Origin of the sequence: Coleofasciculus sp., from assembly GCF_046565525.1 — a bacterium.
In the GTDB taxonomy this organism is placed as follows: domain Bacteria; phylum Cyanobacteriota; class Cyanobacteriia; order Cyanobacteriales; family Coleofasciculaceae; genus Coleofasciculus.
Genome location: NZ_JBKHUP010000027.1, coordinates 37919 through 63714 on the forward strand (window position 1 = coordinate 37919; position 25796 = coordinate 63714).

General features: G+C 46.0%; 18 protein-coding genes and 1 pseudogene. 7 read left to right on the forward strand and 12 right to left on the reverse strand.

All coding sequences use genetic code 11. From position 1 onward, the window contains the following. Together ACLGGO_RS12045 and ACLGGO_RS12050 are read left to right on the forward strand one after the other, a co-directional pair. Positions 1-2253 carry an NHLP family bacteriocin export ABC transporter peptidase/permease/ATPase subunit gene (locus tag ACLGGO_RS12045; RefSeq protein ID WP_446419493.1) on the forward strand — a complete coding sequence of 751 codons (2253 nt, stop codon included), beginning with the start codon at positions 1-3 and terminating at the stop codon, positions 2251-2253. A gap of 139 nt (positions 2254-2392) precedes the next feature. After that, entirely contained in the window at positions 2393-5320 is a 2928-nt protein-coding gene (locus ACLGGO_RS12050) for an NHLP bacteriocin export ABC transporter permease/ATPase subunit (protein ID WP_446419494.1), read from the forward strand. Here ACLGGO_RS12050 and ACLGGO_RS12055 read toward each other — a convergent pair. Together ACLGGO_RS12055 and ACLGGO_RS12060 are read right to left on the reverse strand one after the other, a co-directional pair. Beyond that, positions 5317-5583, reverse strand: coding sequence for a hypothetical protein (locus ACLGGO_RS12055; protein ID WP_446419495.1), 267 nt, complete (start codon positions 5581-5583; stop codon positions 5317-5319). The genes ACLGGO_RS12050 and ACLGGO_RS12055 overlap by 4 nt on opposite strands. Positions 5584-5588: 5 nt before the next feature. Further along, the gene (locus ACLGGO_RS12060; RefSeq protein WP_446353978.1) at positions 5589-6554 is read right to left on the reverse strand and encodes a tyrosine-type recombinase/integrase; all 966 of its coding nucleotides are present in this window, start codon (positions 6552-6554) and stop codon (positions 5589-5591) included. Between the two features lie 222 nt (positions 6555-6776). Between ACLGGO_RS12060 and ACLGGO_RS12065 the strand changes: the two are divergent. Both ACLGGO_RS12065 and ACLGGO_RS12070 read left to right on the forward strand, forming a co-directional pair. Continuing rightward, a pseudogene (locus tag ACLGGO_RS12065) lies at positions 6777-7125 on the forward strand (zinc ribbon domain-containing protein); the annotation flags it as partial. Positions 7126-7182: 57 nt separating this feature from the next. Continuing rightward, entirely contained in the window at positions 7183-7830 is a 648-nt protein-coding gene (locus tag ACLGGO_RS12070) for a type I restriction endonuclease subunit R (RefSeq protein WP_446419496.1), read from the forward strand. Positions 7831-8162: 332 nt separating this feature from the next. On the opposite strand, the gene ACLGGO_RS12075 is transcribed toward ACLGGO_RS12070, so the two are convergent. Continuing rightward, positions 8163-9380: an RNA-guided endonuclease InsQ/TnpB family protein gene (locus ACLGGO_RS12075; RefSeq protein WP_446368586.1), complete on the reverse strand. Its 1218-nt coding sequence runs from the start codon at positions 9378-9380 to the stop codon at positions 8163-8165. Between the two features lie 89 nt (positions 9381-9469). Next, complete coding sequence (locus ACLGGO_RS12080; protein WP_446419497.1) at positions 9470-12814, reverse strand: DUF3987 domain-containing protein; 3345 nt, start codon at positions 12812-12814, stop codon at positions 9470-9472. Between the two features lie 590 nt (positions 12815-13404). Between ACLGGO_RS12080 and ACLGGO_RS12085 the strand changes: the two genes are divergently transcribed. The 3 genes from ACLGGO_RS12085 to ACLGGO_RS12095 all read left to right on the forward strand — a co-directional run bounded on the left by ACLGGO_RS12085 (position 13405) and on the right by ACLGGO_RS12095 (position 14422). After that, complete coding sequence (locus tag ACLGGO_RS12085; RefSeq protein WP_446359820.1) at positions 13405-13728, forward strand: helix-turn-helix domain-containing protein; 324 nt, start codon at positions 13405-13407, stop codon at positions 13726-13728. Positions 13729-13754: 26 nt separating this feature from the next. Beyond that, positions 13755-14153 carry a hypothetical protein gene (locus tag ACLGGO_RS12090; protein WP_446419498.1) on the forward strand — a complete coding sequence of 133 codons (399 nt, stop codon included), beginning with the start codon at positions 13755-13757 and terminating at the stop codon, positions 14151-14153. 95 nt (positions 14154-14248) lie between these two features. Further along, positions 14249-14422, forward strand: coding sequence for a hypothetical protein (locus ACLGGO_RS12095; protein WP_446419499.1), 174 nt, complete (start codon positions 14249-14251; stop codon positions 14420-14422). A 14-nt stretch (positions 14423-14436) separates the two neighbouring features. Here ACLGGO_RS12095 and ACLGGO_RS12100 read toward each other — a convergent pair whose 3' ends face one another. The 8 genes from ACLGGO_RS12100 to ACLGGO_RS12135 all read right to left on the reverse strand — a co-directional run bounded on the left by ACLGGO_RS12100 (position 14437) and on the right by ACLGGO_RS12135 (position 25452). Beyond that, a complete protein-coding gene (locus ACLGGO_RS12100; RefSeq protein WP_446419500.1) occupies positions 14437-15258 on the reverse strand; it encodes a hypothetical protein in 822 nt (273 codons plus the stop codon). A 23-nt stretch (positions 15259-15281) separates the two neighbouring features. After that, positions 15282-16721 carry a hypothetical protein gene (locus tag ACLGGO_RS12105; RefSeq protein WP_446419501.1) on the reverse strand — a complete coding sequence of 480 codons (1440 nt, stop codon included), beginning with the start codon at positions 16719-16721 and terminating at the stop codon, positions 15282-15284. After that, positions 16645-17472: a hypothetical protein gene (locus ACLGGO_RS12110; protein WP_446419502.1), complete on the reverse strand. Its 828-nt coding sequence runs from the start codon at positions 17470-17472 to the stop codon at positions 16645-16647. Before ACLGGO_RS12110 ends, ACLGGO_RS12105 begins: the two co-directional genes overlap by 77 nt. Before the next feature lies 1 nt (position 17473). Further along, positions 17474-18604 carry a hypothetical protein gene (locus tag ACLGGO_RS12115; RefSeq protein WP_446419503.1) on the reverse strand — a complete coding sequence of 377 codons (1131 nt, stop codon included), beginning with the start codon at positions 18602-18604 and terminating at the stop codon, positions 17474-17476. Between the two features lie 100 nt (positions 18605-18704). Next, positions 18705-19610 carry a hypothetical protein gene (locus ACLGGO_RS12120; RefSeq protein ID WP_446419504.1) on the reverse strand — a complete coding sequence of 302 codons (906 nt, stop codon included), beginning with the start codon at positions 19608-19610 and terminating at the stop codon, positions 18705-18707. Between the two features lie 5 nt (positions 19611-19615). Continuing rightward, the gene (locus tag ACLGGO_RS12125) at positions 19616-22843 is read right to left on the reverse strand and encodes a hypothetical protein (RefSeq protein WP_446419505.1); all 3228 of its coding nucleotides are present in this window, start codon (positions 22841-22843) and stop codon (positions 19616-19618) included. Between the two features lie 15 nt (positions 22844-22858). Continuing rightward, positions 22859-23533, reverse strand: a complete 675-nt coding sequence (locus tag ACLGGO_RS12130) for a hypothetical protein (protein WP_446419506.1) — start codon at positions 23531-23533, stop codon at positions 22859-22861. 20 nt (positions 23534-23553) lie between these two features. Further along, positions 23554-25452, reverse strand: coding sequence for a hypothetical protein (locus ACLGGO_RS12135; protein WP_446419507.1), 1899 nt, complete (start codon positions 25450-25452; stop codon positions 23554-23556). Positions 25453-25796: the final 344 nt, after the last annotated feature.

A 25796-nucleotide genomic window follows, 5' to 3' on the forward strand; every position in this document is an offset into this window, starting at 1 on the left:
ATGACCAAATTAAAGCTACCACCATTATTTAAACGTAAAGCATCTAGCCGAGTCAAAACCCCAACCCTCCTGCAGATGGAGGCAGTGGAGTGTGGGGCAGCGGCTTTAGGGATTATGTTAGGTTACTATGGCAAGATTGTACCCTTAGCAGAACTGCGACGGGAGTGTGGCGTCTCTCGCGATGGTAGTAAGGCATCCAATATGTTGAAGGCTGCCAGAAATTACGGACTCAAAGCCAAAGGGTTTAAAAAGCAGCTAGATAGCGTTCTGGAGCTAATCCCCCCCTATATTGTGTTTTGGAACTTCAACCACTTTCTAGTGGTTGAGGGATTTGTCAAGGGGCGTGTTTACCTGAATGACCCTGGCACTGGACCGAGAAGCGTATCGTTTCAGGAGTTTGACGAAGCCTACACCGGAGTCGTGCTGGTGATGGAACCAGACGAGGGCTTTCAAAAAGGAGGTCGTAAACCGAGTATTGTCAATGCCCTGCGCGATCGCTTAGTTGGCTCTATTCCAGTATTGACCTACTGTGTCATCGCTGGATTCCTACTGGTGCTGCCTCAGCTCGCCATTCCTATATTCAGCAAAATATTCGTGGATCAAATCTTAGTGGAAGGGATGTCAGATTGGCTACGACCCCTACTACTGGGAATGGCACTCACCGCCTTACTGCGAGGACTCTTGAAGTGGCTGCAGCTGCAATTTTTGCGACGGATGAAAATCAAACTGGGCGTGGAAATGTCCGGCAAATTCCTGTGGCATATTCTCCACTTACCCGTAAGTTTTTACGCTCAACGATTTGCTGGGGAAATTAGCGATCGCGTCAGTCTCAATGACGAAGTTGCCGATGTCATTTCTGGACGGCTGACTGCCACAATCATTGATCTGGTTATGGCGGTCATTTATGTCTTAGTCATGTTCTTCTATAACATCCCACTCACCCTGATTGGGGTTATGTTTGCTGCGATCAACATCTTCACATTGCAGTTAGTATCCCGCCAACGCAAAGATGCCAATATGCAACTCACCCAAGCCCATGGCAAAGTCGCCGGGGTTTCTATTTCTGGACTCCAGAGCATGGAAACGCTCAAAGCCTCGGGTTTAGAGTCAGATTTCTTTTCCAAGTGGGCGGGTTATTACGCCCAAGCGATTAACGTGCAAAAAGATTTGGGTGTTACTAACCAAACCCTAGGAGTACTGCCGTCATTTCTCTCTGCCTTAGCAGACGTCATGATTTTGCTAGTCGGCGGTTTGCAAGTTATCGGGGGAAATCTGAGCATCGGCGATTTAGTCGCGTTCCAGAGCTTATTGCAAAGTTTCTTAGATCCCGTTAACAATCTCGTCAACTTTGGCAGCACCCTTCAAGAACTCGAAGGTGACTTGAACCGTTTGGATGATGTCTTGCAAAACCCGACGGAAGAGAGGGGGAGATGGGGAGACGAGGGACAAGCCGGTCAAGACAGCGATTGTGATGTTCATCCTGACCCTGCCTCCCCTACTTCTCTACTCGCTTCGCCTCGTTTGGAAGGGTATGTCGAGTTAAAAAATATTACCTTTGGATACAGTCGTGTTGCTGAACCCTTAATTCAAAACTTTAATCTCTCACTTCAACCGGGGCAGCGAGTCGCCCTAGTCGGTGGCAGCGGTTCTGGTAAATCGACCCTTGCAAAATTAGTATGTGGACTCTACGAACCTTGGCAGGGTGAAATCTGCTTTGATGGTCAACCCAGAACCCAAATTCCCCGCCATATCCTGACTAATTCAGTCGCCATGGTTGAGCAGGATATCTTTCTGTTTGCCGGCACGATTCGGGACAATTTAACCTTATGGGATAGTACAATTCCGACCAGCAAAATTATCCAAGCTTGCGAAGATGCGGCAATTGACGATGTTATTTTTTCCATCTCCGGAGGCTTAGAGTCACATTTGGCAGAAGGGGCGACAAACTTAAGTGGAGGGCAGCGGCAACGTCTGGAAATTGCCAGAGCCTTAGTGAACAACCCCTCAATCTTAGTGATGGATGAAGCCACCAGTGCTCTAGATACAGAGTCCGAAGAAATTATCGATCAAAACCTGCGTCGTCGGGGATGTAGCTGTATTATCGTCGCGCACCGACTGAGCACTATCCGAGATTGTGATGAAATCGTCGTCTTCGAGCAGGGAAAGGTGGTGCAGCGGGGAAATCACGAAACCCTGTCGCAGCAACCCGGGGTGTACGCCCGCTTACTAAAAAGTGAGGGGGTGAGGGGGTGAGCATGCGTGTCAACTTAAGGTGATGGGGAGATTGGCGTAACCGATAAGTTGACTCGCGCCCGCCCTTGGGGAAGCCAGGAGACAAGAAATTAAATTTTCCAGCTCGCTCTATGCAGTATTGGAAGGAGAATTAGTTATCATGCAAGCGACAGAAAACACGAAGAGTGCGCCGGAGCAGCTGCACCGATTGAAGAGCAACCAAACCTTGCTATTGGATGATCCACAGACCGTTTGGATCATTGAGTCGGGAGCGATCGCACTTTTTGCCGTTACTCTTAAACAGAACCATAGTCTCACGTCACGTCGCTATCTGTTCACGGCTAAACCCACAGAAGCCGTTTTTGGTGTCCGTGTAGATTTGGATCGGACAGGGGGAGCCTCAGATCAGCAACGCTGCATCCTCGCTGTAGCGGTGGAAGAGACGGTATTACGCCACGTTTCTCCAGCTCACCTTGAGCAACAATTCGCTGATTGCCCGTCTGAAATCGGACGGCTAGTCGAGGGGTGGATTCATCGATTAGGTCGCTGGTTATCCAGTGGCTCCCCCCCAGTGATTTCCTTGGAAACGGAGGGAATTCAACACTTAACCCTGAGTAAGGGACAAAAGCTAAAGCCAAAGCGGGATGCTTTTATTTGGGTTCGAGTGATCGCCGGAGAAGTGAGTTTGATCGGAAATCCACAACTAGATCTCTCTAGCCATTCTCAATCGTTATGGTTACCGTTGGGTGACTGTATGTGGCTACAGGCAACAGACACCGTTGAACTAGATACGGTGAACCTTGACTATATCCGAGATTTAGATACTCTGCTCTTAAGTCTGAATCATCTTCATTACTATTTTTTCCGCTACATTCAACTAGCCCTTGAGCAGGAAATGCGGGAAGAATTACAACGGTTTCGGATTAGGGAACGCCTCAATCGACAGATGTTACAGGATGCTAATCGGGAATTAGCCTCTGTACTCATACCCCAGGATGTAAGTTCTATTCCGGGAGGAACAGAGTTGCTTGTGGCAGTCGGTGCCGTTGGTCGTGCGTTGGGCGTTACCATTAATCCTCCGCGTCCGTCGGAAGATTTGCAACGAGTTAACGAGCTAGAAGCCATCGCTCGTGCGTCTCAAATCCGGCTGCGGCAGGTGCTGCTCGTAGACCATTGGTGGACAAATGATTGTGGTCCGGTGCTTGCCTACACCCTTGGAGATAAGCACCCCGTCGCCTTGCTCAGAGTCAATAATGGCTACGAATTGTTTAACCCGCAAGACATGGTGCGGACTGCCATCGATGCCGAGGTGGCGGCAACGCTAGACCCCGTTGCCTATATGTTTTATCGACCCCTCCCCGCCAAACCGCTGAAAAGCCTAGACATTGCCAAATTCGGATTTAAAGGGACGACTAAAGATTTACTGATAATTTTGTTGGTTGGGATTGCCTCTACCCTGCTGGGGATGATTACGCCTTGGGCGACTGGAATCATTATCGAAGAGGCTATCCCCAATGCTCAGATTGGTTTATTGGGGCAAATCTGCTTGGCACCTTTAGCCGCTGCGTTTGGTTCAGCCGCGTTTGAGTTAGCTAGAGGCTTTGCCATGATGAGAATGGAAACGATTGCAGATGCTTCCACCCAATCAGCCGTATGGGATCGTCTTCTCAAACTCAGCGTGCCTTTCTTTCGCCAATATTCAACCGGCGATCTAGAATCCCGTGTCTCTGCCATCGGTGAAATCCGCCGCAAGCTTAGCGGCAGCACCCTGCGGACTATTTTTACCAGTTTCTTTTCCTTATTCAACTTGGGGCTGTTGTTTTACTATAGTGCCAAATTGGCTTTGCTGGCTGTTGGTGTGGCTATTGTCGCTATTGCCTTCACGAGTATTTTCGGTATCTTAACCCTGCGTCAATCACGTCCCCTGCAAGAACTGAAAGCAAATATATTTGGCATCATGGTGCAGCTCATTGGCGGGGTGGCTAAACTCAAAGTCGCTGGTGCTCAAGAACGGGCTTTCGCTTACTGGAGTAAACAGTACAGCCAACAACAAAAACTCGTACTAATTAACCAGCAACTTGAAGATATCGTGCAACTGTTCAATACATTGCTGCCGACTATCAGTTCGGCTGTATTGTTCTGGCTAGTTGTCACCTTGAATAGCAAAGCTCAGGCTTCTGGAGGAACGGTGCTATCGATAGGTAGTTTCCTGGCATTCAATTTAGCCTTTGGCACTTTTATTAACGGGGCTGGTGATTTGAGTAATACCCTGATTGATGTTTTGGATGTGGTGACGCTGTGGAAGCGTGCTGAGCCAATTCTGAAAGCGATGCCTGAACTTAATCCCAATGCAGCCGATCCGGGCAGACTTTCGGGCAAACTGACACTGGAGCGTGTTACGTTCCGCTACCGAGATGATGGACCCCTGATTTTGCAGGATGTTAGTCTCTACGCCAACCCAGGAGAATTTATTGCTTTTGTTGGACCTTCTGGAAGTGGAAAATCGACGGTGTTGAGGATGCTGCTGGGGTTTGAAACTCCTGTGTCGGGAACGGTTTATTATGATGGTCAGGATTTGGCAGGGCTGGATATCTATGCCGTGCGCCGCCAGCTTGGGGTGGTGATGCAAAATGGTCGGATTATGTCAGCCTCCATGTTTGAGAATATCTCCGCAGGTGCCTTGATTACGATGGATGAGGCTTGGGAAGCCGCTCGGATGGCTGGGTTAGCAGACGATGTTAAATCTATGCCGATGGGAATGCACACGGTGATTAGTGAGGGGGGTACTAATCTTTCCGGGGGACAACGACAGCGGCTTTTGATTGCGCGATCGCTGGTGTTAAAGCCTTCAATTTTACTCTTTGATGAGGCGACTAGCGCTTTGGATAATCGCACTCAAGCGATCGTGAGTGAAAGTTTGGATAAGTTGCAGGTGACACGAGTGGTGATTGCTCACCGACTGAGTACAATTCGCAATGCTAACCGAATTTATGTAATTGAGTCTGGGCAGGTTGTGCAGGTGGGAAATTATGAGGACTTGGCTAATCAGGAGGGGCTGTTTGCCCGATTAATTGCGCGGCAGGTCTAAGCTGAAGTTCCCCCGCACAGATGTACTACATGGGACTTAACCCTTACTATTTCTTCCACCGTGTGAATAATGCCCACTGCGATCGCCACACTCAGCGTCAATCCTCCATAACCAAAACTGAACAGAGCGATCGCACGGGAACGCATAGCTTCATCGCTAACAGCCACTTGGAGCGCACTTACCAACCGCTCCACCGATAGTTCCTTGTATAGAATTGGTGATGAGCCAACACCTAGGCTGACAAAGTTTGCGCTCTCGTCCAACCTCTTCACACCATCTCAGCTAGCAGGTCTGTAATCTCCAACTGCCACTTCTGGCGGTTATCATCGTAAATCATTAACGTATCCAATTGGGTGTGACGACTCAGCTTTTGCACCTTTCGCACGTTCCCATCAGTGGCATCCAGTGCCGCTGTAATGCTGGAGTGCCTAATCCGGTGCGGACTCATCGGTTTGGTTATCCCCGCCGCACTACAAGTCTCTTTTACAATCCACGCGATCGCAGAACCGGTTAAACGATGCCCTTCATTGGCACGGTCGAGGGCAACAAATAGCGGTGCATCGGGGTTCGTTTCCCCACGCTCCACAAGCCAGTCGAGTAAGGCAGCCGTTGCCGGTCGGCTTAAGTCCACAACTTCTACTTGCGTCCCCTTTCCCTTGCCGTAGATTTTCAAGGTTCTGGCTTCTGAGTCAAAATGTTTTATATCAGCACAAGATATCTCACCCCGGCGCAAGGCATTGTCCCATAACAATCGTAGCAGGGCAAAATCCCTTTTTCCCTTGAGCGTTTCCCGATTGGGAACCAGCAGCACTTTCCGATAAGCCTCGCGACTGATTCCTGTCGTGTCTCGGTAGGGTTTGACTTTTTCATTCCGGACACTAAGCGTCCAATCGCACTGCCCCGCTTCATAGGCATAGCGTACCAGCGCCCGGAGCGCCGATAAGCGGCGATTCACCGTTGCTTCAGACAAACCCCGTTCGATCAACTTAGCCTTATAGTCCAAAACAACGCTTTTTGCCTCAGCCCGTTCCAAGCCCAAGAAAGCGGTAACCATCTGCGCTGTCGGTTCCCGTCCGGTTGTCGTCCGAAAGAAATCCTTTAGGTCTTTGGCATAGGCTTTTTTAGTGTGTTCGCTGCGCTTATCCGCCAGTAGCCGTTCGACGAGCGTCGCAGCGGAAGGCTTTTCAAAGTAGCCTTTAGAAGCGTCATCTTTTACCGGAACGAGCCGATTCATTTATACGTTTGTGATAATAAGAGTTTCCTCAAACTACAATTTACCACGACAGGAGGTGCTATACCAAGAATTTGATGGCTCTCATACCGTTTGTTGAGCGATCGCTCAACAAGCTCTCTTCGTGGTTTACGGCAGCATAGCTTTCGGCATTGAATCCACCATACCCTTCTGTTGAACGGCTTCAAAGGCAGCTTCACCCAAAATTCGGTGCGCTGCTGTCGTGGGATGAATGCGTTTGTTAATTTCTTATCTTACAAGCTTGAAAAATAAGGTAAGGTATTGGTAGAGATTGATAGATGGTTTCCTCGTTCAAAACTTTGCTCAAGCTGTAATTATCAAGTTGATGAGATGCCACTAGATCTCAGGTCTTGGACTTGTCCTAGTTGCAATACTCATCATGATAGAGATGGCAATGCTTCAGCAAATATCAGAGCAGAAGGTATCAGAATTTTATCGGTCTCAGGGACTGGGACTGCTGAGTCGAGGAGGGGATGTAAGACCAAAGCTAGGGCGCAAGTCCAAGCTGCGGCAATCCCCTGCGAAATCAGAAGCTCAGGCTTCTACGAAGTAAGCCTGAGTAGTTCACTCTAGGAGGTATACTTGGGGGGTAGAGGCGGTGAGTTAAAAAGTGGTACAACAAAGAGCAGTTACCGATGCTATTAAAACGTTTGCAGATGTAGAAAATCGCTTTAATCTCCGGCGCACTGAAGATGAGCAATTTTTTACGGAATGGTATGAGGATTTGCCGGAGATTAGCGATGTGGAAAAAGAATCTCTGGATTTAATTAGACGCCGATACCTTTATCATCTAACAGATGGGAACCTCACGGAAGGAACGGTAACTCTGTTGATGGGTTCGCCTTTATTGGAAAAGGCGGGTTTTTACGACCCTCCTTTTAAAATGCGGGGGGAGGCATCGGTTGAGATTGTTTTAGATGAAGATGATGAAGATGCTGAAACTTTGCGGGGTCGGATTGATGTTTTAGTAGTGCAAAATCGGTTTTGGGTAGCGCTGTTGGAATCGAAACGGACGACTATCTCGGTGATGTCAGCACTTCCACAAACGCTGGCGTATATGATGGCAAATCCCAACCCGGAGCAAGCCGTGTTTGGCATGGTAACAAACGGGAATGGGATTATTTTTGTGAAGTTATCTAGGCAAGGTACGCCTCAGTATGATGTTTCAGATACTTTTTCCCCTGCACCTTTACGCAATCGTCTTTACGATGTTCTGAGAATTTTGAAGCACATTGGTCAAGTGGTTACAGAAGGATGAAGAGAGCTAATCAACACTGGCATTCAAGGGATTTGCACCATTTAAGTTGGGTCACGCCACTACGAGAGAGCGATCGCTCCCCCAACTACCATCCTCGATTCGTGAGCGCAACGCGCCTGAGTGCTAACATTCCACCCAAAATCAAGGTAGGAGTCAGCTTTTGATATTGAAGAAGAGTTCCAATGGAAAATTTTCCATTGTGATCGCGTTTTCACCCGCTGCCTTTCGTTCGTCCATCCGCACGAGAGTCGATTGGTTTTGAAGTTCTTGGCGCAATCTTAAGCACTATTGAATTGACACTCCCCCGGTTGAAAACACGGGGGATTCTTCGTTCATCCAATCACCTTAGAGTATTGACTTTCATCAATACACCAGAGGGCGAGTTGTCCCGAAGCGTTTATCCAGTATTCCTGGAGAGTTCCTGTATGCCCTACAGTACGAAGTGCTTCCTTGAGTATGTTGATAGCGGCATTCCAGTCGCGGTCTAAAATATACCCGCACTTACACCTATGTGTTCGTGTTGAAAGGGATTTTTTAACAACGCAACCGCAATTTGAGCAATTTTGAGAAGTGTAGTGAGGCTTAACGGCAACCGTCGCTACACCAAACACTTTGCCAAAATACTCAAGCCAGCATCTAAATTCTGACCAAGCTGCATCACTAATCGATTTAGCTAGGTGATGATTTTTGACCATATTTCGCACTTGCAAGTCTTCATAAGCTACCAAGTCGTTAGACCGGACTACGCACAATGCAGTCTTTACCGCAAAGTCTTTACGCTGCCTACTAACTTTTAAGTGTTTTTTAGCTAACTTTTGTTTAGCTTTCTTGTAGTTGTTAGATTGGGGTTGACCCTTTTTAAACTTCTTAGATACTCTCTTTTGAAGCCGTTTCAGTTGTTTTTCTGACTTCCTTAGAAATCTTGGATTTTCAACTGTTGAGCCATTTGAGTCGGTATAGAAATGATTCAACCCGACATCTAATCCTACAGTATTACCCGTTGGTCTCTTGTCCTCAGTTCGGTCATGGTCTATACAGAACTGAGCATAATAACCATCGGCTCGACGAACTACCCTAACCCTCTTGATTTGAGTGAGTTGGTAGTAGTTCAGGTCACGAGTTCCATAAAGTTTGAACGTTCCCGCTTTGAACCCGTCAGTGAATGTGATGGCGTCACGATTCTCTGAAAGCTTCCAACCTGATGTTTTGTACTCTACAGAACCATGGTTAGGACGATTCTTTTTGTACTTGGGGTAGCCCTTCTTGCCGGAAATTTTCTTTTTACAGTTATCAAAAAACCGACTAATGCTAGCCCAGGTACGCTCAGACATGGCTTGTCGAGCTTGAGAGTTTAATTTCCCCGCCCAGGGGAACTCTTTACTTTTACCAAGAATCGTACAATACTTAGAAAAATCGTTGCGGGTCTTAGCATGACCATCTTCCCAATAGCGAAGACAAGCATTACGAATAAACAGACCAGTACGAATGGCTTCATCAAGCCTTCTATACTGATACTCTTTACCTTTTAGCTTACCTTCTAAGACAATCATTTTACCACGTCAAACTTATGGTACAATTATAGCGAAAGCTGATTAGCACGCTTCAACTAAAGTTGCTAGGCTAGACGCATCGCTCGGCTTCATCCCCCGCTTAAAAGACGGGGGCTTTCACCATCGCTATCTTGTAATTGTTCAGTTTCAGTAGCTCTATTGTTAGGTCGAGCCTCAGCTATTGCCTCAGTGCTTAACAATTCATTACCTCCGTCCCCCTGTGGGGGTGTGTCCGGTTTCCCTACGTTACCACCTCCAGATGGGTCATCGTCAGGGTCTGGGTCATCATCTGACTCGTTCTCTAGTTTAACGTCGGAATCCTCATCAAAAAACGTGTCGGAATTTCCGACACCGTTCCGACAATTTTCCGACAGGTCTTCATCGTCTAAAATCTGCTCTGCATCTAAGTTTGAGGCTATAGAATCGTCAGAATTCCGACAATTCCGACAATTGTGAGCATTGTGCGAATTGCCCTCTGAATCGAGTTCACCTGTAAAGGGCGCGGTAATAATCGGAGTAGCCAAAAACTCGTCGGAATTGTCGGAATTTGGAGTGATGGGGGGCTGAGTGTCTTCCAAAGTCAGCATTCTAGTCCTTTTGGGATTGTCGGAATTAGGGTCGGAATTTGTCGGAATTCCGACGCGAACTTTCTGTACCGGAATGGCTTTGATGCGGAGGTCTTTCCCTTTCCCCGATAAAATTGCGTATCCGTTTTCTGTCAGCGTGGCAAAGTCTTGACGGATTTCTGCGAGTGAAGGCTTGGGCTTACACCGTTTGAAGACGCTATTCTGGACTTGCACTGCTGATACTTCCGTCCCTTTTCGTAGTGCATAAGCGTGAATTAGGGAGAGGCGACCAGAGATTGATTCACCGGTGTGGTTGTTGGTTTGGAGAATGCGGAACTGTCCGATACTGAATTTAGCCGCCCGGATTGCTCGTTCTAAGGTATCAATGCCAACATGGAATGGGTCTTTTTTCTGCTCATATTTTAATTCCATGCAGTGCAGCAGCAGGGCTAATCTCAGGGTTTGACTGAGCATTTTGCCTAAATAGGCATAGAACGCCGGATTATCAAATTCCACGGCTTGTTGATTTCGCCTTATTTCTTCCCACCAGTTTTGCCACCGTTGTTGTGCTTCCCTAGAAAAGGACAAAAAAATAGTGGGTAATTCTTTATCCTCATCTGTTGGTTCTATGCCGGCTATTTCTCGCAGTTGCCTGTGTAGCGAGTGTAGGTGGTCGTATAATTCTTGTAATTCCTCATCAATAGCGACTTTTAAGTCAGACCAAACAGCGAAGTTATCGGGTGTTGTTGGCACGGCGATTAAGAAGCGACTAATGAGTCCGTCTCCATCATCCGGGTCGCTAAACAACTGTTTTACCTTAGATAATTGAGTTGCACCTGTTAAATTCAAGCACAAATCTTTGAGTTCAAAAGAGTCTTTGTCGTCAGACCGTTCAAACTCGATATCTGATGGAGCATTCCAGGTTTGCAGTAAAATTTGTCGGGTATCTCCTCCTTTATCTTTATATTGATCCAATTTCAGCAATCGCACCAATTCATCAAAGACCAAAGTACAACCACTCTTAAATGCTAGTTCGCTCATCCGACGCAATGCACCTTCGGGACTTCCAGCTTCGATTAATTGCTTGAGGGGAGGAGAGGGCATTGTGGTTTTGAATAGCTGGGGATTGTCTGGGCTATTTTTTAGTTTTTCTTTCTCTTTAGAGGACTTTTCCTGCCAGGATTCTTCCAGTTTTTTTAGTCGTTTTTTGAGTTTGTTATACTCATTTTTTACTTTTTTATAGCGACGTTTAATAGGGCTAAATACAGAGCGCATTGTCTGACTTTTGCCAGCCGATGCTAAGGCAACAACCATTGTCCAAAAGATGGGATACTCTACCCAACTATCGGCTACAGTTACACCTTCTTTGCCAAGAATCCCAATATGTCCTCCCATTTCGCTGCCGCAAGCGGCTAGGAGATACTGGTAAAGATAGACGGGGTCAATGCGGTCGGAATTGGCTTTAGTTAAAAGTGCTGAAGCTAAGGGAGCGGGCAGAATTTGAGCGATGTCTAGTAGTTGTTGGCGATAATTGAGGAGTTCGTGGAGTTCTAGAGCATCTTCTGTTTGGGTTTCTTGACGGCTAATATAAGTCTCGATTTCACCAGCTAAATCTTTGACTCCCTTTAAGGGATAGCCATCCCAGGTGGCTAATTCAATAAGAGCCGCTGTCTGCTGGGGTGGGTTAATGTTGCTAGTAACGATTGTTGTTACTTGCTCGTATAAGAAATGGTTAGTGTTAGTGGAACTGTTCTCATTGGTTGAGGGTGAATAATTGCCATTAGAGTCACAGAGCGAGTTATTGTTATTAGGAGCGTGGCTATTAGTACTGGAGCGAGCGCCGGAATTACCTATACCCTGACTCTTGAATGGTGAAGTCCATCCATCTTGTTTTGCCCAGTGCGCGAGTGTACCAATGCCAACTCCATTTCCTTTAAAGGATTTCCATTTCTTATCGCATTCTCCTGGCTTGTATTTTGACGATTGACGGCTCCAATTTTCCCATTCATAGAGGAGAGAATCGTCGATGGATTTGAGAATCATCCCTACGGTATACCATTCATTGTAGTCATCGGCACGGCTGGGGGATAAGGTGGCAAGATAGGATAATGCCCAATCTACATCAGTCCATTGCCGTTCTTGGTGGTAGGTACGAGGAGTGGGTTGGAGGTAAGCTAAAGGAGTGGTGGAATCAGTCGCAACGTCTTGTCCGGAGTTTTTGGATTCGGAGGGTTCATTAAGCATGGCTTCTAAGATCCACAGTGGCGCGATCGCAACATGGATTTCATCAGGAGCGCAACCGGGAACCCAGATATAGAAGCCAGTAGTGGGGTGGATGCTCGGAGGTAGGCAAGATTGTAGCCCCGTCCAGCGCAGTTCAAGCTGCTCGCTCTTCCCATCATCTCCAGTTACGCCAGTGGGGAATTTTTTAGTGCGGAGCGCTCCGGCGTATTGTTCTGGCACTAGGAACAGGTATTGACAGCGCCCAGGACGCCCGGAGGTAAAGGCAACTGTTTTAGGTAATTCTTCCCCACCTGAGAGTTCGAGAATTTTTTCTCTGGCAGAAGCTCCGTCCTGGTCTAGTGCCATTAGGTAATAGGTGTCACCGTTAATTGAGACTGGTGTACCAACGATCAGTCCGTAGCCTTTTGGGTAGCAGTGGTATTGAGTGCCATCGGCTTTGTCCACTAAAGAGCCGTTCATTACGGCTTCTTTCATTTGGGTGGGAGTAAGCGATTTTTTCTGCCAGCCCATGCCTTGGGGGACTTTTCTGCCATTAAGCAGGCAGAGTTGCCAGTCAGACGGAATACAGGATAAGCCTTGATAAAGACGAATCTTTAGGTCGCTAGGGGATGAGTTATTAGGCATTGAAAGCTCCTACACCAAAGGGTTTTGGGAGCCGGAGTTTCAGGCGAAACCATCCAAGGGGTTAGACTTAATCAGTCTAACCTCTTGATTCAGAGCTGCCGATTCTATATCATGGAAGCACTGATGAGTGCCGAAAACTCCGGCATAGCAGTTAAGAAGCGACAGTTAGAAAAAAAACTCAGAATGGGGATTCTAAGGTTGTTTTTCGGGTTAGCTGTTCGCTTCAAGTTGGGATAATCGCCTCACTTGGGACTCTGCGAAAAGTTTGAGTGAGGCAAAATTCCCTAAAAAAGCAGACTGTTTGATCATCTCATTTTTGCTTGCATCAGAGTTACTCATTAGAAAATTCATCATTGAGTTATTCTATAATCGATAAAAAGTTTTATCAAGTAAAGAATTGTTACAGTTAGGATCAAGGCATCTACTTCAGTCGCCATAGTTTTTTGTAAGTGTAGGTGGGGTATTATAGAGAGTAGGCAAGCATAATTGGTTAAAATACCATATAATCCGATAATCCGTCTAAAGTATTGAAATTAATGGATGCTGGTTAACTGTGTCTGCTGTCAACTTTTGGCTACTTGAGAAATGAAATGTCAGCAAAAGTAGAAGAAAATGTCACGCTAGATAGTCGAATTCACAAACGCATTGGTGAGTTAATCGAGGTGTTGGTGAAAGATGAGCGCGTTGGTAGCTGTCGGGAATTAGGTAGGCAAACTGGTGTTTCATTCAACACGCTAGTTAACTGGTGGGAAGGGAAATCTGATCCAAGGTTACAAAAGTTAATGAAGTTTGCCTATGCAATAGGCTGGTCGATGACAGAGTTGATGGAATATGCCGAAGGCGATGAAGATCCCCGTGAGGTGATCGCTCGTAAAAAAAAAGTGCAACAGCAGCAGTACCCCAAAGCGTCGTAACGGGGGAAAATCTATTTCTTGACTATTTGAATTCAACATTAACCCCAGAACAAATTGAGAAGCGCGAATTATTTTTGCCGCGCAGTAAACCCGATTTATTACCAGACATTTTATCCCGGAAAAGGCTATATGTCTTATTAGTAGACAGCATGGCAGTTAAGGGAATTTCAGAATTAGATATCTTTGAGAAAACCTCTATTTCAGAGAACTTACTGTCGAAGATTCGGGATATCGACATGGAATTTAAGTTCGGTCGTTCCTGCCTAGAGCGGTTGGCTCCCTATCTTTTAAAAGTGGAGGATTGGGAAGAATTAAGACCTGTTTTTAAATTGCCTTATATTTATTATCAGGGATGGGTAGACTATTTGATTGAAGACTTACAATTCAATCAATTGATACCTAGATTCGTAGGTTTAAAAAGATAAGTTATTACCCAATCAGCTACCATTTTTCGCGGTAACAGTAGGGATTAAGATAAAATTTAGAGTAAAGTGATGGGGTGAAATTGTCAGGTATTTCAATGACAGAGGACAACAAACTTCTGAAAAACATATGTACGTTCAAAGACTATCTCATCTCATCAGACCGTGTGCCTTTGTTTTTACTGGGTGACACCCATACGCTTTTAAAGCTGTTTCCTGCCGATTGTATCTTACCAGTTTCTACACATGATGATATTGCCGATGACAGCTAAATATTTTAGTTTACCTAATGAGGGTCAGCTATTCTTTGGAGTGGGTATGAAATTGGAGTGTTTGGTTGAGTAAGCGGGTCTAAGTTGGAGGGAATAGAAGGAGATGTTGTTTGTGGTGTTCTCAACAGGAATTCACGACTAATTCCTAGCTGTCCTAGCGAAATAACAACAGACATTGAAAGGTTAGTTCTTTCAGCCGCTCTAGTAATAGGCGTGCCATTTCGTGTTAGAGCAAGAAACTCTCGAACTTTGAATACCACAGGGTCATCTGGAGTCGTGTAGCCTTTTAGAATTGCGACGGCTAAACCCCGTTCGATGTCGCTAAGTGTGGCGGTTTGATTGTCGGCTACGAGTAGGCTTTGTTCGTGTCCCGGCGTAACTGTAGAGATAGCAATGCCGTTATTTGTAGGTTGCCCAGAACTGTGGACAATGTTGAATGTATAGAGCCGCTCAACTCCTTCAGGGGAGCGGGTTTTTATGAATAAATTTGTGATTGGGGTTGTTGTAGCACCGGGGAATTGCAGTGGTTGAATGGGTTGGACAAATATCATTCGAGCTTGGTTCGTTTTTAGTTCTGCATCAGTGTTAAAAATGGCTTGGGATGGGTCTGCTAATCGAATGTAGGTAATGAATTCGCTGGTTTGGGTAAAGTCAATAACACTGGCTCTACCGGACCAGACTTGGAGGTTAGTAGTCGTGTTTGTGGCTGCATCTCTTTCTACTATTCTTAGTGCTGGTGTTTGAGCTTGCCCAATCGTTACAGTACCTAAAACGGTAAAAGTTGCTAGGGCGGGGGAGAGTAAAGCCAGACAAATTTTTTGAGGGAGTTTTTTCATTTTTGTGTAGTGAGATTGGTTGTTTATCGGCGTACTGAGACAAAGGAATTGACCAATACTGATACTTCAGTTCCTTCTGGTAAAATGGCTACGTTGTCTTGTTTCAGGAGTTCTTCATCGGTGCGGTCTGAATGCTCTCGCAAGCGTTCGGCAATGGGTGTAAAGAATCCCTCTAAAGCGGCTGCTAGTATGTCGGGTCGAGACTTGGTGCTTGTTTGTACAGTGGTACTTCCAAAAACTCCATTTTGCTGACTGAACGTTTCTTGGGTGGGTTGGTTAATTATTTCTCCGACTCGTCCTAAACTACTGAGAACTCCCACTAAAATATCTGTCTTTGCTATTTCAGACCCTCTGTCAAATAAACCTTCAGCAATGAGAGGTTGGTTATCTGCGCCGCGAATTAGGAAGTTTCCGGGAGGTATCGGCACCTGGTGGATGCGTCCGCTGGAGTCGGGATAGACAATTGCCACTACGGTTTGAGATACCAGTCGGTTTGGGCGAGTTACGTTTTCTACTTCAGCGATTAAGATAGTGCCAGATGGTAAGGCGATCGCGCCATCGGTAGCCTTCATATCCTCAGTTAATTGGACGGCGAATCTTCCGGCTGTTGGGCTTTGGTCGGCTTCGTCCCAAATCATTGGCACGATTACCCTACCTCTGGCAGATGACCCGATGGCTATCTCTTTTGTTGCTATGCCATAATTGCTATTCGGGTTAACTGGTGTGCGGGAGAGAATGCCAGCTTCTCCTGCACTCATTCCGTTTGGGTTTGTACTTGAGTTGGAACTGGCAACTTCCGTATCTCCAATAGCGATCGCGGCTATCCCGGGTTCGGCTTCTGGTGTCGCTGATATCTGTGTAGGTTGTTGGTCTTGAGGGAGTGGTGTTGGTGTTGTCCCTACTGTGATTGGTGCCCAATTGCTGGCGATCGCACTTTCGGTATTTGAATCCTCGGTAACTTCTCCTCTGCTTTGCCCCAGAGAGGCTAATTGTGCCCAGCGTTCGTAGGGGTCTACTTTTTCGGCTGGAGGCGGAGGCGGTGATGGTATGGAACGCGGTGGGGATGGTGTAGGACGCGGCGGTGGTGTAGGTGGCTGTGGAGGAGAAACAGTCTGTACTACTCTGGGCGGTGGATTAGAGTTTTGAACGGGTCTTGGAGGCTGAGGGGTTCTAGCAACTGGTACAGCTTTTGGTTCAGGTTTTGATGTAGGTGTAGGCGTCGGAGTAGGGGAGGGTGTTGGGTGTTCTTTGGATACAGGGGGTTGGGCTTCTAAGGTTCGTTGCTGGTCTTGAAAAGCTAGACGACTTTTGAGTTCTCCCGATTCATCATTAGGAGGAGACGGAGTAACTTCAGGAGTAGATGTTTTTGCCTGTTGGCTGACGGGTTTAGGAGCAAAAAAGGTAAACCAGATAAATCCCAAAATGCCGATAACTACTCCAGTACCAGTTAGCACTGAAACCATACGGACTGATGCTTTTTCTGAAACTGGACGGATTTCTGCTGGGGTTGAATTCAGCAATCCTAGTGATTTCCAATCCGGCAGAGCGAAGTTCATAGACTTTTTGTTCAAACGCGGAGGCTTGGCTTCCCAAAGGGGGTGTTTGGATTTCTACAGCCTTTAACCTAAAAGTCCGATTGAAAGGAATTCTTTCATCTCTTCCTGATGAGCGGTCTACAAGCAGTCGTGTCGCTATCATGTCAATTTCCCATTCTCCTGGACGAATTTCTCTGGGTTCGGATACGAAAGAGATGATAACTGTAGAGCGTAATTGACCGGAGAAAACTGTATTGGGGACGAGTTCCGCTATTTTAGACAGGGAGGCTTTGCCGAACTCTGGCTCCATTAATAATGAGGCAAAATAGCTGCTGGTCGGAACTCGTTTTGAATTGACCTTAATGCCTGGATCTATTTCGTTAGTACCGGGTATTTTGTTGTCCCAGTTAAAGGTTAACTCAGTCCAATTTTTTACGACGTTTTGGATAACGGATGGATACCTGAAGAATCGATCTTGTTCAGAAACGTAGTAAGTCTGTCCATTGATTAACTGGACTTGGGTTGTTTTCATAGCCGCTACCGAATTGATTCGGAATGCTACAAACAGGTGTAAGATGAGGGTGAGGATATTGATTCCTGTGAGAATTAGGAAGCATAAAGCGAGTAAGTTTTTTGCTTCTGGCAGCAGTGCGGGTTGCGTGAATCGTTGAAGTTTCATGTTACCTAAATCCTTTGTGAATTGCCAGGGTTGTTGCTGCTCCTATGGCGTTACTCAATAAATCGACTAGTTGTTTGGCATTACCAGCAATGCCGTTGTACAAGGCAATTCCACCTCCACCGGCGATGAGAAGGGCTAATCCGGGTGCGAAGATGCTGATAAAGAATAGGAAGGCGACATCGCTAGCTAATTCGGCTCCAGAGTTGACCAGGACAACGGCTGCTAGTCCGACGATGATGTTGTAGCCAAGTTGCACGCCAAATAAACTCAAGAAACCTGTTGCCCAAGCCCAAATTGGTCTGCCTTGTAAAGGGAGTAGGGATAAACCCATGGCAATGGGTGAGAATAATGCTGTCAGCAGCAGCGCGGCTTCGAGGATGTTTACGAACGCCCACTGTAGGCTGTAGAGGATGAATCGAATTATGGGTATTGCCTTTTCTCTAAATACTGAGCCGGGGTCAGTTATGAAGGTGACGGCATCTTGGGCTGCACCGGGTAAACTGTTATTCCAAAGTGTTTCAGCAAAGGCTCGTAAGGCTTGCAGAGAGGCGGAGCCAGCGGCTTGTCTTTCAGCTTCATCGACAATTTTTTGAGCAGCTTCTCGCTTGGAATTCCAGCAAGTTACCAGTTCTTCGCCGACTTTATTTCGACACTCGCTGTAGAGGTTTTCTAGTTGTTGTTTACCAATGTTGCTGATGGTAACGTTTGCAATGGCGTCTCTGAATGTGAGTTCTCCCAGTTGGGCTTCGAGAACGCTTTGTACTTGTTTGTAGGCAAAATTTCTGGTAAAAATGACGGTATTTGCCAGCAATTTACCGTTAGCACCCAGGAACAGCATGATCACAAGCGGCCAGATGAATAGTGCGGCTAGCTCTGACCAAGACTGTTTTTCGATGATATCTTTTCCACTGGTGAGAGTTAAGAAGAGGATGCTAACGGCAGCTAGGGTGATACCGAGGGATACTAAACCCACCCACAGTCCAGAAGCAATTGGGTCGATTGTGTCGATCCAAAGTCTGTTCCAAGATTCTGATGTTGCCCTAGCCAGGTTAATTGATTCGCTAACAATGTCTAAGGCTGACCCTTCCCCCCCAGTTGTTGGTGGTGTAATTTGTGCTATAAATTCCATCATTGGTTTTAAGGGAAAATATCAAGGGGCTGTTGGCGGTGGAGTTGATTCCACGCGCCTGTGTTGATTTGGGTAGAGAGGTAACTCTGGTTAAGCTTGGTTACTAATTAGAAGTAGCAAACCTGTTATTGGAGGTAGGTGTTAGGCTGTCGCTATCGGTTTGTTCTCCCAAGTAACCGCCACCAGGAAGCATTAGCATTCCCGCCTGCAAGCTAGCTTGGTTTCCAGAGGCTATGCTGCCTCGGCGATCGCTTGTGTTGATGGCGGATATTTCTTGGGCAGCTTGTGACAGCAAAACGTTGTTAATGGCTCGGTCGGTACGACCTTGTTGAGCCTCTTGGAGAATCCTTTCATTCACTTGTGCGTTTAGTGCTGTTTGCTGTGATAGGTTCTGTAGAATTTGTTGGGTAACATCGAGGCTTTGGGACTCTTCGCCCAATTGGATGTTTTGTTGGGTGTCTTGTTTAGTTGCTTCTAGAACTTGGCGGCTATTCACTTGTGCTTCTTGGCTGAGAGTGGAACCATTAGCAATGCCAACAGCCGCGTTTCGTTGAGCTTGTCCGTCAAATTCAGACATGATGGAGTAGGAGCCTTTGCCGTCTAATTGGCTGGATTTGGCTTCAAGTAAATCTGATAGCTGTGTTCCTTCAATGTTAGATGTGGGAACCTTGATAATTTGGCGGCTAACTTGGCTCAAATCGGGAATGTTTATGGCTCCTAGAGAGGAAGAAAGTATCTCATTCAATAAACCGAATAGTTCGTTCTCTACGAAGCCGCCAATGTCATCCATAAACTGATTGACCTGTTTCAGGGTACTTTCGATAGGAGTAGAGAGGCTACCAGAAGAAGTTGGAGTGTTAACTCCCGGTGTTTGCGTTTCAGGGACAAAGGGAGAAGTCGTTTGTGCTTGGCTTGGCTTGATTTGGGCAATTAGCCCCAGATTGAGCAAGAGAGCGATTACAGTTAATTTTGTAATCGGACGTGGTATTAATTGAATTCGAGATTTCATGATGCTCATTTTTTACTTGTTACAAGTTGTTTAGAGTTGTTGGTTGGTTGAGTGGATGCCGATGAGGGCATTTTTGAGTTTCGACCGATGTGGTCAAAGCCTTTTCCTTCTTTTACCGCTGGGATATAGTCTTGGGTAAAATGTTTTAGCCCTTGGAGTTGTCCTTTAAGGGTTGGAGGGTATTGGGACAGGATGCGATCGCGGGCTTCTTTTTCATTTTGGTTGTTAGCAATGGATGCCAACATCATCTCTCCGGGATAGAATCGTGTACGCCAGAATCTTCCTCCTTTTTCAATTAACCAGCAGGAGGAGAGTTCGGCAGTTCTGGGAAAGAAAGCTTCGGTGGCATTTCGACTGATAATTTGTGGGTCGTAGCCCAGGTATCTTTGAGCGGCTGCTACTCCAGAGTTGGTGATTCTTCCCGTAATTTTGTAAACCATGTTTTGCATAATTTGAGCGCCAGCCGAACACTCGCAGATAGCATCAAAGTCTTGACTTAAAAGTACGACAGCTATACCATCTTTTCTGCCTGTTGTACAGAGTTCGCCAACAACTGATGCAAATCCATCTTTCTTCAGAAGTACGCTTAATTCATCGCCAATAAATAGACTTTTGGGATGAGAAAGAGCGTTGCGGATACAAGCGGTATGGGCGTTAATTGCCATTAGGTAAGCATCTTGTTCGTTGGATAGTCCTGACAAGGCAAAGAATTTGACAGCCGATTCTGGTGAAAATGTACTGGGTCTACCAATTGCTTTTCCTAAGCGGGATGTGAGTAAGGCATTTCCTTGGCTGAGGATTTGGTTAATCGCGAGTCTGTCTAAATCCTCAAAAGATTTTAGGTTGAGTCTTTCTTTGCTACAGAATCTCAGCAAGTCTTTGAGAGTTGGTATTTGCTGCCATTCGGGAGATTGCCAACCTTTTTCAAATGCCCTATTGTATCGAGCAATAATTTCTGGATCTCTGAGGTACATATCGAGCATTCGTAGGATCAGAGAATCGACCCGCTGTGCTAGGTGAGGGTTGTGAATTTTGCCCATGGCAATCGCTACCAGTGCCTTACGGATAAATTCCTTCCAAGATTCCATCCGCCGTTCTCTTTCTGGTTTGTCAAACTTGCGGAGGTCTGGCGGTTCTACTAAGTTGCTAGAACCCTGGCTGATGTCGTAATATGCACCTTGGTTGCCCAGAAGTTCAATGGCTGTTTTGAACGTACTGTTACCGCCGCTGCTAATATCCATCCCCACAACAGGAATGTTATTCGCTAACGCTTCAATGGCAAAACGCCATCCCAAAACACTCTTACCTGAACCCGATTCCCCGGTAATCAAAGCGCGGCTAAATTGGTCGTAAAACAGGTCGATAAAAATTGGTTTTCCACCCCGTCCTGTGATGAATTCGACTCCTTTTTTATCGATGTCACGAGGGACGGTTAGAGGGAGAACTCCAGCAACTGTTTCGGTATCGAGGGTAAGGCGGCGTTCGCTTAAAAACGAACCGCTGTGTAGCAGCCATTTCCAAGTAATGGGGAGGCATTGTAACCAAATGTCCCAGGCGATATTACGTTCGCGGATAACTTTGGCGGTTCCAAAACTGTTACACAGCACATTACAGGCTTGATTGAGTTCTTCGGAAGTGTTTCTGTACACCAAAAAAGCGACGGCTGTATTTAACGGTACGGCTCCTTTGTAAAGCCTTCGTTGCGCGTCAAAAGATTCTTCTTGTTTAATTTCAGCACCAATATCACGCCCTTGCCCTTTGATTAATGCCCGACTACTGGCGGTTTTTGCTCCTTTAGCTTGTCGAGCTAGGTTGTCGTTGATAACAACTTTGTTTCCTACACTAATTTCAACCCAGGCTTCCGTATTGTGGACGTAGGTTGAGGACATAACTTCCCAAAGCCATTTCAACTGTTGTCGGGTATTTGTCCAGCCTGTGGGTGCGTCGTACATCGTCAGGACACCGCATTCTTTGCCTTTTCCTGCTAAATAGACGCGATTGTTACTCTGGCGATGTTCGGGACAGGACGATATACCATTAATTCCTTCGATTAAGACGGTACAAATGTGTTTTTCAGTTGTTTTAATTTCGTTGAGTTTATAGCCTTTGGAGGTTTCCTCTAATTTGACAACTTGAGGGACGGCTGGAGCTTCACCATTGTTAAATCGTTGCCAAAGCCACTTCCAAAGTTCGGCTGTGTCCATGGGACTGATGTCTAGTCCCATCTTGGTATTGAGCAAAATTTCCCAACGAATGAATCCTTCTTCAAAAGCATTGAGAAGTAGTTTGGTGTAAAACTGCTCCCTGTAGATTCGTGCGTTACCAGTAATCGTTCCAATGAGCGCCTCCCACAAATTTTTCACTCCATCAATGGTTTTGCTAATAAAATCTCTCGATGTTTGTTCGCCTTCCCCATCTGCTGTCCAAGTACAGAAAGCAATTTGTTCCCATATCTGTCTGCTGCCTTTATGGGTTAGCTGTTGAATGCGGCGCTGTTCGTTTCGGATAAGTACGGACACGGGTTTGAGATTAGCAGTATCAGCCAACTTCTCTAGCTCTTGGCGTCTGGTAGTATCGTCGCTATAGCACCCCGTGCAGAAGGTAATTTTTTCACTAGGGAGGATATCTTTCATTCCTTCTTCAATGGAAACTGCAAACCCTGATACTTCGCTTTTGAACAGTAGATTATGGAGTCCTTGGGTGCGAAATCCAAATACCAGTTGATAGCTAGACCCGTTATTGAGGAGCATTCCCGATACTTGTCTACCGTCTTTATTGATTTCGACTAAACAACAGAGGTTAGTTTCGTTTTGGAAGGGCATAAATCTGCTAGTTCCTCCGTACTGATTGGGAACAATTTTGGGCTTTAGTTTGATTCTGATTTTTGAATCGTAGGCTTTTCCTTGGATACGGGCAGGACGTTTAGAAGGGATGGGAGAAATATAAAGACTGTCGCCGTTGCACCACTCATCCCCAGGAGGTTTTCGGAATTTGTCGGTAAATAGATGGGGTTGATTTCCTGTTAGGAGCCACCAGCTTACGATTAACCAAAGCGAGACGGTAAAGAACCAACCTAACCCTAAGCTGAAAAACCCCATCGTAAAGATGTATGCAATGATGGTCAGAAAGAACCAAGGGACGATTTGGTTAGCAGGGATAAAGCCAATGCTTGCCTGTTTACCCAGGATTTTGTTGACTCTGATGAAGTCCTTGTCTGGATCTCGTAAAGTCATTGATGGCTCCTTGTTTTATTTCAAAAATGTTAGGATAGTGCCGATTCCTAGTGGGGGAACACTGGGCATTAATCTAGCGGTAGTGCCAGTCCCATTACCGATGAACAAAAAGGTGACTACATCAAGGGCGATGACAATGCCGAAGGCTAGGGCAATTTGTGTGACAATTGGACGCCAATCGTTTCCTTGTTGTGCTTGGTTATAGGCGAATAAAGCAGCGGCGGCTACTAGCAAGAGAAACACGCCTCGGATAGCATTGAAAATTAAAGCAATAGTTGAAGCATCAACGGCTGTTCCTCCTCCGGCAGCCCCCGCTTCACTCGCCAGATTCGTCATAAATTGTTCGAGACCGCTTAGAAAAACGGCTTGGGCTGGAGTTTGGAAGTTATTGAGTAAAGCTGTCACTGTAATTACAGCGGTAGCTAAATGCCAAAATCGAATCTTGCTGCCGAACAGTTTTTCGAGAACGGGAACAGTTCGGGAAATCTGCCAAAGTCCAAAGACTAGTAAAGCTGCACAGCCGAATACGCTAACAAATAAAGGCTGAACGAGGGTTAAATAAATTGTGACAATCAGGCAAACGGCGATGAATGCTAAGTCGGCATTATTAAGTTTGAATTTCCGCATAAACGGGTTGAATCGGCGGCGTTTGTGTGCGATAGGTTTAGTGGTTTGGTAATTGTTGTGCATTGGTTTTCTCCTTAAGGGAATTAAGCTTGTAGTTCATCTTGGTCTTCTTTTGACCGTTCTTCGCGTTTTGGCGGGCTATAGTTGTGGTAGTTAGATGCCTGCGGTTCTGTGCTGTGGATGTTTTCTTTTTCTGGTGTTCCGACTAAAGCCTCCATTTCTTCAACCGAGATGTGGCACTCTCGAATGTCTGGCGGCTTTCCTTTCACCAGAACGGCATCGAACACTTGTGCGTCGCCATGGCGCGGGTCGGTTCCGATTAGCTGCTTTGACCCGTCCGGTAAATCCAGGATTTCAAACTCGTATTTGACCGCCCCCGGAGTACCGTCTTCGCGGCGTGGTTCTCGCCAGGGGAACACGGGGTCTTTTTCGCCGCTGAAGCGTTTAGGGAAGGTGTTTTGAAACTTGTCAACGAGTGCTTGGGCAGTTGCGAGTCTGTCGTATTCTTCTTCTGACTGAGGTAACTTGAAGATGGCTTCTCTTTCCTCTGGGGTTAGTTTGTCTTGGTTGGGGTCAAACGTCCAGCGATCGCCCTCCTTTGTTCCAGAGAAGATTTCGTTACCATCGCTGCCGTTGATAGCAACATTAACGTTGTTGGCTTGGGTGGTTACATAGAGAATGCCGCCGTCATCGAACATGATTCCCGATTGGGGAGACTGTCCGGTAGCGAAAGCGTAATTGACTAAGCAATCGGCGACAGCCTCCCGCTGTTGTTGTACCTTTGTTTGAGTTACCATTTTGGTAAGAAGATCCTCGGGTTCGTCTTCAATGGGGACTGGGTTAGGTGCAGTAGTTTGGGGTTGGATTTTCTGAGACACGGGTGTTTTTGAATTAGGTTTTGTTTCCGATTCAAGGGATGCATTAACAGTAATTTTTTGTTCCAGTTCATCAACGATTGCTTCTAGGCGGTCTAGCCTTTTTGACAGGTTGCCTAAATAGTCTTGAATCTGGTCTAGCTGTTCGCTAATGTTGGCATCTTTATCTATCTGTATAGGTGGAAATTTTTTGTATTGTGGGTCAAGCTTGTGTCCTAGATTGTCGATTTTTTCTCCAATCTGAACTACACTGGATTGAGTGTCATCAACAACAATTCCATCAGCTTCATCGGAATCAATGTAGCTTTGGCTCTTTCTTTCGCGGCGTTCCTTTATTCCCAGCTTTTCTGGCTGGGTTGTAGCCGGGGGTTCTAATACTTGCTGAGTTCGTTCGGTAAGTCTTTCGGTACGTTCATCTATTGCCCTCATGTCTGCAACGATATCGGCTTGTTGCACGCGGACAGACACATTATCAGTTCGTTTGTTTAACGAATCAATTTGTTCGAGGATTTCCTCTAGTTTGTCAGCTTGTTCTTTCTCCCTGGCTTCCTCTATGTAATCAATCAGTTCGCTAACACTCTTGACTCCAAGTAGACCCATTAAAGTTGCACTCTGAATGGTTAACCCGGTTACGGTTAATCCGTTGATTTCGCTTCCTCGGGTTGTAGCAATAGCACCCTGATGTTCGGCTTCTTTTAGAAAAACTTCTAGTGAGTCAAGGAGTGGAGATTTTTTTTCGGGCTGTTCGGGTAATTGTTGTTTGGTTTGTGCGTTGTAAATCGACTTTTGGGTATTGCGATTTTTAGCTATCTTACCCAATACTCCAGTTGTTATAGGAGTATCTTCGTCATCGGATAGGAGTTCGTCAATATCATCTTCCTCCTGTTTCTGGGATTGTTTATTATTCTTGTGAGAAGATGCTGATTTATCGGATTTTAGCTTTGATTTAGATGTCCGGTTGGCTGTTTTATTTTGTCTTGGCGATTCCTCATCCTCTTCTAAGTCAGTCCAATCATCATCTAGTTCGTCATCTAAATCGTCGTCAAAATCTTCTAATAGTTCGTCATCCTCTAAATCATCGCTGGACTCCAATTCGATTAAGTCCATTACATGGGATGGGGTGTAGTAGTTGTTATTTTCTTTGGTTTCAGCTCCTGCCTGTTTTAGATTTTGGGTCTTCCGTACTTAGTGTGCTAAAATATCAGTTTTAATAAGCCAGAAAGCCTACCAATCAAGGATTGTGGCTTTTAAGCGTCTTAAAAGGAATTGAAATCCGGGCAAAAATGGTTAAATCTATTGCTGTCCAATATTCAGGCAAATCAAACTAACAATTTAGCACACTAACTACGGAAGACCCCACATTCTTAGGGGAAAAGGGAGGAATGAGTAGGGCTGATAGTGCATAAATTGCCGCAAAAACTATTAAAATTTGTTAATTTAGGGAGATTTAT